This is a genomic window from Paraburkholderia sediminicola, from assembly GCF_046027355.1.
GTDB lineage: Bacteria > Pseudomonadota > Gammaproteobacteria > Burkholderiales > Burkholderiaceae > Paraburkholderia > Paraburkholderia sediminicola_B.
The window spans coordinates 1-7205 of record NZ_JAQQEK010000078.1 but is presented as its reverse complement, the minus strand read 5'-3'; the positions used below and the strand labels follow the sequence as shown (position 1 = coordinate 7205).

Below are 7205 nucleotides of genomic sequence, written 5' to 3'. Positions count from 1 at the left end.
GCGCGGCGGACGTCTAGCAGGCTCGTCCGCCGCATGTGGCTCAACGTTCGTCGTAGCTCACCACCACGCGGTCGCTGATCGGATGGCATTGGCACGTCAGCACGAAACCGTCGCGGATTTCGTGTTCTTCGAGCGTGTAGTTCTTTTCCATCTTCACTTCGCCTTCCAGCACCTTCGCGCGGCAGGTGCAGCAGACGCCGCCCTTGCACGCATAAGGCAGCGCGAGGCCGGCGCGCAGGCCGACGTCGAGCACGCTCACGCCCTGATACGGCAGGCGCAGCTTGCGGCGTTTACCGTCGAGCACGATTTCGAGGTCGGCGGCGGGGGTGTCTTCGGTGATTTCGACCGGCGGCACGCCCGCTTGCGGCAGCGGCGAACCGAAGCGCTCCACATGCACCTTTTCCGGCGGCACGCCGGCGGCTTTCAGCGCGGCTTCGGCGGCGTCCATCATCGGGCCGGGGCCGCAAATGAAGGCTTCGTCGATCGCCTCGGCCGGCAGCAGATTCTCGATGAAGGCCGCGCACTTTGCCTGATCGAGCACGCCGTTGAACAGCTCGACGTCCTGCAGATCGTCGGACAGCACGTGATACAGCACGAAGCGGTTCATGAAGCGGTTCTTCAGATCCTCGAGCTCTTCCGCGAACATGATCTGGTCGACGCTGCGGTTGCCGTACACGAGCGTGAAGGTGCTGCGCGGTTCGACTTCAAGCGTCGTCTTGATGATGGCCAGCACCGGCGTAATGCCCGAGCCACCCGAGAACGCCAGGTATTGCTGCCCCTGATCGGCGTTCAGGTGGGTGAAGAAACGGCCGTCCGGCGTCATCACGTCGATCGTGTGGCCGGGCTGCAGCGTGTCGAAGGCGAAATTCGAGAAACGCCCGCCGCGTACGCGCTTAATCCCGATGCGCAGTTCACCGTCGCGATCGTAATCGGTGACGCCGACGCAGATCGAATACGAGCGGCGCGTTTCCTCACCGTCGATATGCGTCTTCAGCGTGACGAACTGGCCTTGGGTGAAGCGATAGTGGTCGCGCAGGTCGGCGGGGACTTCGAAGGCGACCGAAACCGAATCGGCGGTTTCGGGCCGCACTTCGCGGATACGCAGCGGGTGAAATTGCGGGGTGGCCATATCAGTATGGTTTGAAGTAGTCGAAGGGTTCGCGGCAGTCGAGGCAGCGGTACAAGGCTTTGCAGGCGGTCGAGCCGAACTGCGCGAGCCGCTCGGTGTGCGCCGAGCCGCAACGCGGGCACGACGGCGCGGGCAGTGCGCGGGGCACGAAGCGCATCACTTTTTCCCGCACCGGCGCAGGCGAACCGCAATTACCCGTGGGCGGCGCGATGCCGTAGGCGCGCAGCTTTTCGCGCGCGTCGGCGGTCATCCAGTCGGTGGTCCAGGCCGGTGCGAGTACCGTGGCGATTCGATAAGGCTTGAGCTCCGCCACGTCGAGCGCGTGCGCGACGTCCTCGGCAATCTGCGACATGGCCGGGCAACCGGAGTAGGTCGGCGTGATCACGACTTCGAGCGTGCCGTCCGCGGCGCGCCGCACGTCGCGCAGAATGCCGAGCTCGCGAATCGACACCACCGGAATCTCCGGATCGGGCACCGTTTCGAGCACGGCCCATGCGCGTTCGAGGGCGGCGTCGGTCGTATCGGTCATTTCGGTCACGCGAAGGGCAGTCGAAGTCGTCATCGTCGGATTACCAGGTGGCGCCGGGATGCTGGCGTGCAAGGCTCTGCATTTCGGCCAGCACGAAACCCATATGCTCGGAATGCTCGCCGTGCTTGCCGGTCGTGATGTGCTTGACCGGTTCGGGCAGCGTCAAGGTGGCTTCGTCGAGCGTGGCGCGCACGTCGTCTAGCCATGCCGCTTCGAGGTCCGACGTCAGCGGGCCAATGCCGGCTGACGCAACGGCTTCCTCAACGGCGTCCGTGCTGAAGAACTCGCGCGTGTACGGCACGAGATAGTCCAGTGCGGCTTGCGCGCGGCGATGCGATTCCTCGGTGCCGTCGCCGAAACGGATCAGCCACTCGCGTGCGTGATGCACGTGATAGCTGGTTTCCTTGATCGACTTCGACGCGATCGCCGCCAGCTGCTCGTCGGTGGATGCCGTGAGCGCCGTCCAGAGATGCGCCATCAGCGTCGAGTAGAGGAAATTGCGGACGATCGTGACCGCGTAATCCTTCTCGGTTTTCGCCGTGGCCGACAGCGGCCCGACATGCGGCAACTCGGCGAGCGTGTAGTTGGCGAACTCGCGCTCGGCGCGAAAGTACGCGTAGTCGTCTTCCGTGCGGTTCTTGCCGGTGAGTTGCTGCTCGAGCGAGGCGGCGTGCGTGTACAGCAGGCGCGCCTGGCCGACCAGGTCGAGGCTCATGTTCGACAGCGCGATATCCTCTTCGAGGATCGGGCCGTGGCCGCACCATTCGGTATTGCGCTGACCGAGGATCAGCGCGGTATCCGCGAGGCGCAGCACGTATTGGAGATGTTGGGGCGTGATGTCCATGGCCGCGCTTACATGTGGTTGACTTCGTCGGGGAGCGTGTAGAACGTCGGGTGGCGGTAGATCTTGTCGCCAGCCGGTTCGAACAGCTCCGCCTTGTCTTCCGGCGCGGACGCCGTAATCGCCGACGATGGCACCACCCAGATGCTCACGCCTTCCTGGCGGCGCGTGTAGACGTCGCGCGCCATGCGCAGCGCCATCGGCGCGTCGGCGGCGTGCAGGCTACCGCAGTGTTTGTGGTCGAGTCCCTGCTTGCTGCGCACGAAGACTTCCCAAATCGGCCATTCCTTGTTCATTGCAGATCTCCTGAGATTCTTTGTCTGGCATGCCGCGCTGCTTAGGCGGCGTGCTGTTGTGCGCGCTGGCGCTGCTTGTCGGCGTGGGCGAGGGCGGCTTCGCGGACCCAGGCGCCGTCGTCGTGGGCTTTGACGCGGGTGGCGAGACGCTCGCGGTTGCACGGGCCGTCGCCGTTCACCACGCGCCAGAATTCTTCCCAGTCGATGTCGCCGTAGTCGTGATGGCCGCGCGCTTCGTTCCATTTCAGGTCCGGGTCGGGCAGCGTGACGCCGAGCACCTTGGCCTGGTCGACGGTGGCGTCGACGAATTTCTGGCGCAGGTCGTCGTTCGAAATGCGCTTGATGCCCCATTTCGATGACTGATTGCTGTGGATCGAATCCTTGTCGCTCGGGCCGAACATCATCAGTACCGGCCACCACCAGCGATTCACGGCCTGCTGGACCAGTTCACGTTGTGCTTCGGTGCCGGCCATCATCGACATGAGCGCGTCGAAACCCTGGCGTTGGTGGAACGACTCTTCCTTGCAGATGCGGATCATGGCGCGTGCGTACGGGCCATAGGTGCAACGGCACAGCGGAATCTGGTTCATGATCGCCGCGCCGTCCACCAGCCAGCCGATCACGCCGACGTCCGCCCATGTGGGCGTCGGGTAATTGAAGATGCTCGAATATTTGGCTTTGCCCGAGTGCAGCGACGCGATCAACTGGTCGCGCGACACGCCGAGCGTTTCCGCCGCGCTATATAGATAGAGGCCGTGGCCGGCTTCGTCCTGCACTTTGGCAAGCAGGATCGCCTTGCGCTTCAGGCTGGGCGCGCGCGTGATCCAGTTGCCCTCCGGCAGCATGCCGACGATTTCCGAATGCGCGTGCTGCGAGATTTGCCGGACCAGCGTCTTGCGGTAGGCCTCCGGCATCCAGTCCTGAGCTTCGATCTTGCCGTCGGCGGCCATGACCGCGTCGAATTGCGTCTGCTCGGACGAGTCTGCGCCCGCATCCAGCGGGGCGACGTTGCCGGGAATATCCAGGGATTGCGTGTACATGGGGACGCTCTCTGCGGAAGTTGTCTGTGTGCGCACAGTATAAGCCAACCGACCGGTCGGTTAATAAATTTTTTGAGATGGGTCGATCGGACCGATAGGGGAGGAACGGGCTCGTTACAAAGGCGTTTCATCCGTGCCGACGCCCCGCCCCCACACTAAACCTATAAAATTGCGAATTGGCCGCGATTTGCGGCCTTCCTGCATCCCCCGGTACTCATGTTACGTCTAAGCGAAATCAAACTCCCGCTCGATCATCCCGAGAGCGACCTGGAAGCCGCCGTGCGTGCGCGCCTCGCGGAACTCGGCGTGGCCGCGGACGGGCTCGTCCGATACACCGTGTTTCGTCGCGCGCACGACGCGCGCAAGCGCGCCGACATCAAGCTCACCTACATCGTCGATGTCGAGGTGACGGATGAAGCGGCGGCGCTCAAGCGGCTCGCCGATGTGCCGCACTGTGGCGTGACGCCTGACATGGCCTACCGGTTCGTCGCCAAAGCGCCGGCGCAGATGACCGCGCTGCGCCCGGTCGTGATCGGCATGGGGCCGTGCGGCTTGTTCGCCGGGCTGATTCTGGCGCAAATGGGTTTCCGGCCGATCATCCTCGAGCGCGGCAAGGCCGTGCGCGAGCGCACCAAGGACACCTTTGGCCTGTGGCGCAAGTCGGTGCTCAATCCCGAGTCGAATGTGCAGTTCGGCGAAGGCGGCGCGGGCACCTTCTCGGATGGCAAGCTGTACAGCCAGATCAAGGATCCGAAGCACTACGGCCGTAAGGTGCTCGACGAATTCGTGCGGGCCGGCGCGCCGGAAGACATTCTGTATCTGAGCCGGCCGCATATCGGCACGTTCCGGCTCGTGAGCATGGTCGAAAAAATGCGCGCGACCATTCACGAGCTGGGCGGCGAGGTGCGTTTCGAATCCCGCGTAGACGATATCGAGATCGATCAGGGCAAGGTGCGCGGGCTGAAGCTGTCGACCGGCGAAACGCTGCGCTGCGATCATGTTGTGCTGGCCGTCGGCCATAGCGCGCGCGATACCTTCCAGATGCTGAACGACCGTGGCGTCTATATTGAGGCGAAGCCGTTTTCACTCGGTTTCCGTATCGAACATCCGCAGGGTTTGATCGACCGTAGCCGTTTCGGCAAGTTTGCCGGTCACAAGCAGCTTGGCGCCGCCGACTATAAGGTGGTGCATCACTGTAGCAACGGGCGCGCCGTCTACAGTTTTTGCATGTGCCCGGGTGGCACGGTGGTGGCGGCGACCTCCGAGCCGGGCCGTGTCGTGACCAACGGCATGAGCCAGTATTCGCGGGCCGAGCGGAACGCCAACGCCGGCATCGTCGTCGGCATCACGCCGGATGACTATCCGGGCGGCCCGCTCGCCGGGATCGCTTTTCAGCGCAAATGGGAAGAGCGGGCTTTCGAGCTCGGCGGCGGCAACTATATGGCGCCGGGCCAGCTGGTTGGCGACTTTATCGCCGGCCGGCCGTCCACGTCGCTGGGTTCGGTGGTGCCGTCGTACAAACCGGGCGTGCATCCAACCGATCTCAGCACCGCGCTTCCCGACTATGTGATCGAGGCCATTCGCGAAGCCTTGCCGCAGATGGACAAGAAGATCGCCGGATTCGCGATGCACGACGCGGTGCTGACGGGGGTCGAGACGAGAACGTCGTCGCCGATTCGTGTGCGTCGGCGGGACGATTATCAAAGCATGAACGTCGAAGGTCTGTATCCGGCTGGCGAAGGCGCAGGCTATGCCGGCGGGATCTACTCAGCGGCCATCGACGGGATTGAAGTTGCTGAAGCGCTTGCGTTGAAGATGAGCGGGGCGCAGGCTCCAGCCTGAGTGGGCGGGGTACGGGAATGCCGTCGCTCAGACCCGCGACGGCTGGTGCGATCGGGCACAATGCACGTTTCGCCTCGAACCGACCACCCGAATGACCATTCGCACCTTGGCCGCCGCATGCGGTGCGGCGCTGCTTGCCCAATTTGCCGTTTCGCCAACTGTCTTCGCAGCCGACGCCCCGGCACATTGGGTCACCGCATGGGCGACAGCGCTGCAACCCATCCCACAGCGAGCGGACTTGCCGCCGCTCTATCGCGCACCGGAAGTAGCGGGGCGCACGGTTCGCCAGATCGTCTATCCGACGCTGTCCGGAAAGTCGGCGCGAGTCCACCTAAGCAACCAGTACGGCAAAACTCCGCTCGTCATCGAAGATCTGCGCATCGCACGCTCGGCGGGCGGCGCGGCGGCGGCTGGTGACGGCGAGACGCGCGTGACGTTCGGCGGCAAGAGTGCGGTCTCGATTCCGCCGGGCGGCGAGGTGGACAGCGACCCGGTCGCTATCGATATTGCCGGAGGCGCGCCCTATGCCGTTAGCGCGTTTATGGGGCCCGAGCAGCGTATCGTGGCGTGGCATCGCGTGTCGAACCAGGTGAACTACGTTTCGATGCCGGGTAATCACGCGGCGGACGCCTCTGCGGAAGCGTTTCGCGGCCGGTTCACGCAATATGTATGGGTGACCGGGTTGTCGGTGGACGCGGCGCCTGCGTCTGGCGCCGTTGCCGCGATCGGCGATTCGATCACGGACGGCATGCGCTCCAGCCTGAACCAGAATCGCCGCTGGCCGGATGCGTTGGCGCGTCGGTTCGCCACTAGCGGCGATCGGTCGACCGCGATCGTCAATCTGGGGATCAGCGGCAACCGCCTGCTGAGCGACTCTCCTTGCTACGGCGATGCGCTCGCGACGCGCTTCGAACACGACGTGCTCGCGCGCCCGGGCGTCAAGACGGCGATTCTGCTGATCGGCATCAACGATATCAACTTCGCGGCGATGCCGCCGCATAACGGTCTCGACTGCGACTTCCCGCACACCTCGGTGACGGCTGCCGACCTGATCGCCGGATACCAGCGGTTGATCGCCGCGGCACGGCACGCGGGCGTGAAGGTCTTCGGCGCGACGCTGACGCCGGCGTCGCTTCCGCCGCAGCGAGAAAGTATCCGGCTCGCCATCAACCAGTGGATCCGGACCAGCCATGCTTTCGATGGCGTCGTGGACTTCGACGCTGCGCTGCGCGATCCGGCGCAGCCGGACCGCCTGCAGCGCAACTTTGACAGTGGCGATCACATCCATCCCAGCGACGCCGGTTACGCAGCAATGGCCGAGGCAGTTCCGATCGACGCAGTGGTGAAATCGACCCGCAAGTGAGCCGCCAAAAAAAGATTTCGGTCAAACCCTTGTCATATGGCTGATGTTGACCTAAGATTCGCCTCCTCGTTTGCGAACGAGGGCCGCGGCAGAAACCAGCGGCCGTAGCGTCAACAAGGTTTTAAGCGAAAGCGAAAAAATGTTGTTGACGAAACGAAAAAGGGC

7 protein-coding genes are annotated in these 7205 nt (G+C 64.0%); 2 read left to right on the top strand and 5 right to left on the bottom strand.

The window, feature by feature from the left end; genetic code table 11:
• Nucleotides 1-40: 40 nt before the first annotated feature.
• From paaE to paaA, 5 genes are read right to left on the bottom strand one after another with little or no spacing between them, the layout of a single operon-like run.
• Entirely contained in the window at nucleotides 41-1129 is a 1089-nt protein-coding gene (gene paaE / locus PQR42_RS45175; protein ID WP_408220121.1) for a 1,2-phenylacetyl-CoA epoxidase subunit PaaE, read from the bottom strand.
• A 1-nt stretch (nucleotide 1130) separates the two neighbouring features.
• Nucleotides 1131-1691, bottom strand: coding sequence for a 1,2-phenylacetyl-CoA epoxidase subunit PaaD (gene paaD / locus PQR42_RS45170; RefSeq protein WP_408393743.1), 561 nt, complete (start codon nucleotides 1689-1691; stop codon nucleotides 1131-1133).
• 7 nt (nucleotides 1692-1698) lie between these two features.
• Nucleotides 1699-2502 (bottom strand): 1,2-phenylacetyl-CoA epoxidase subunit PaaC, encoded by an 804-nt coding sequence (gene paaC, locus PQR42_RS45165; protein WP_408393741.1) that lies wholly within the window; start codon nucleotides 2500-2502, stop codon nucleotides 1699-1701.
• An 8-nt stretch (nucleotides 2503-2510) separates the two neighbouring features.
• Nucleotides 2511-2795: a 1,2-phenylacetyl-CoA epoxidase subunit PaaB gene (gene paaB / locus PQR42_RS45160; RefSeq protein ID WP_007179854.1), complete on the bottom strand. Its 285-nt coding sequence runs from the start codon at nucleotides 2793-2795 to the stop codon at nucleotides 2511-2513.
• 41 nt (nucleotides 2796-2836) lie between these two features.
• On the bottom strand, nucleotides 2837-3835 hold the full coding sequence (gene paaA / locus PQR42_RS45155; RefSeq protein WP_408393739.1) for a 1,2-phenylacetyl-CoA epoxidase subunit PaaA: 999 nt from the start codon (nucleotides 3833-3835) through the stop codon (nucleotides 2837-2839).
• A gap of 216 nt (nucleotides 3836-4051) precedes the next feature.
• On the opposite strand from paaA, the gene PQR42_RS45150 reads away from it, so the two are divergent.
• Together PQR42_RS45150 and PQR42_RS45145 are read left to right on the top strand one after the other, a co-directional pair.
• Nucleotides 4052-5677, top strand: coding sequence for an NAD(P)/FAD-dependent oxidoreductase (locus tag PQR42_RS45150; RefSeq protein WP_408220109.1), 1626 nt, complete (start codon nucleotides 4052-4054; stop codon nucleotides 5675-5677).
• A 91-nt stretch (nucleotides 5678-5768) separates the two neighbouring features.
• A complete protein-coding gene (locus tag PQR42_RS45145) occupies nucleotides 5769-7040 on the top strand; it encodes an SGNH/GDSL hydrolase family protein (RefSeq protein ID WP_408393737.1) in 1272 nt (423 codons plus the stop codon).
• Nucleotides 7041-7205: the final 165 nt, after the last annotated feature.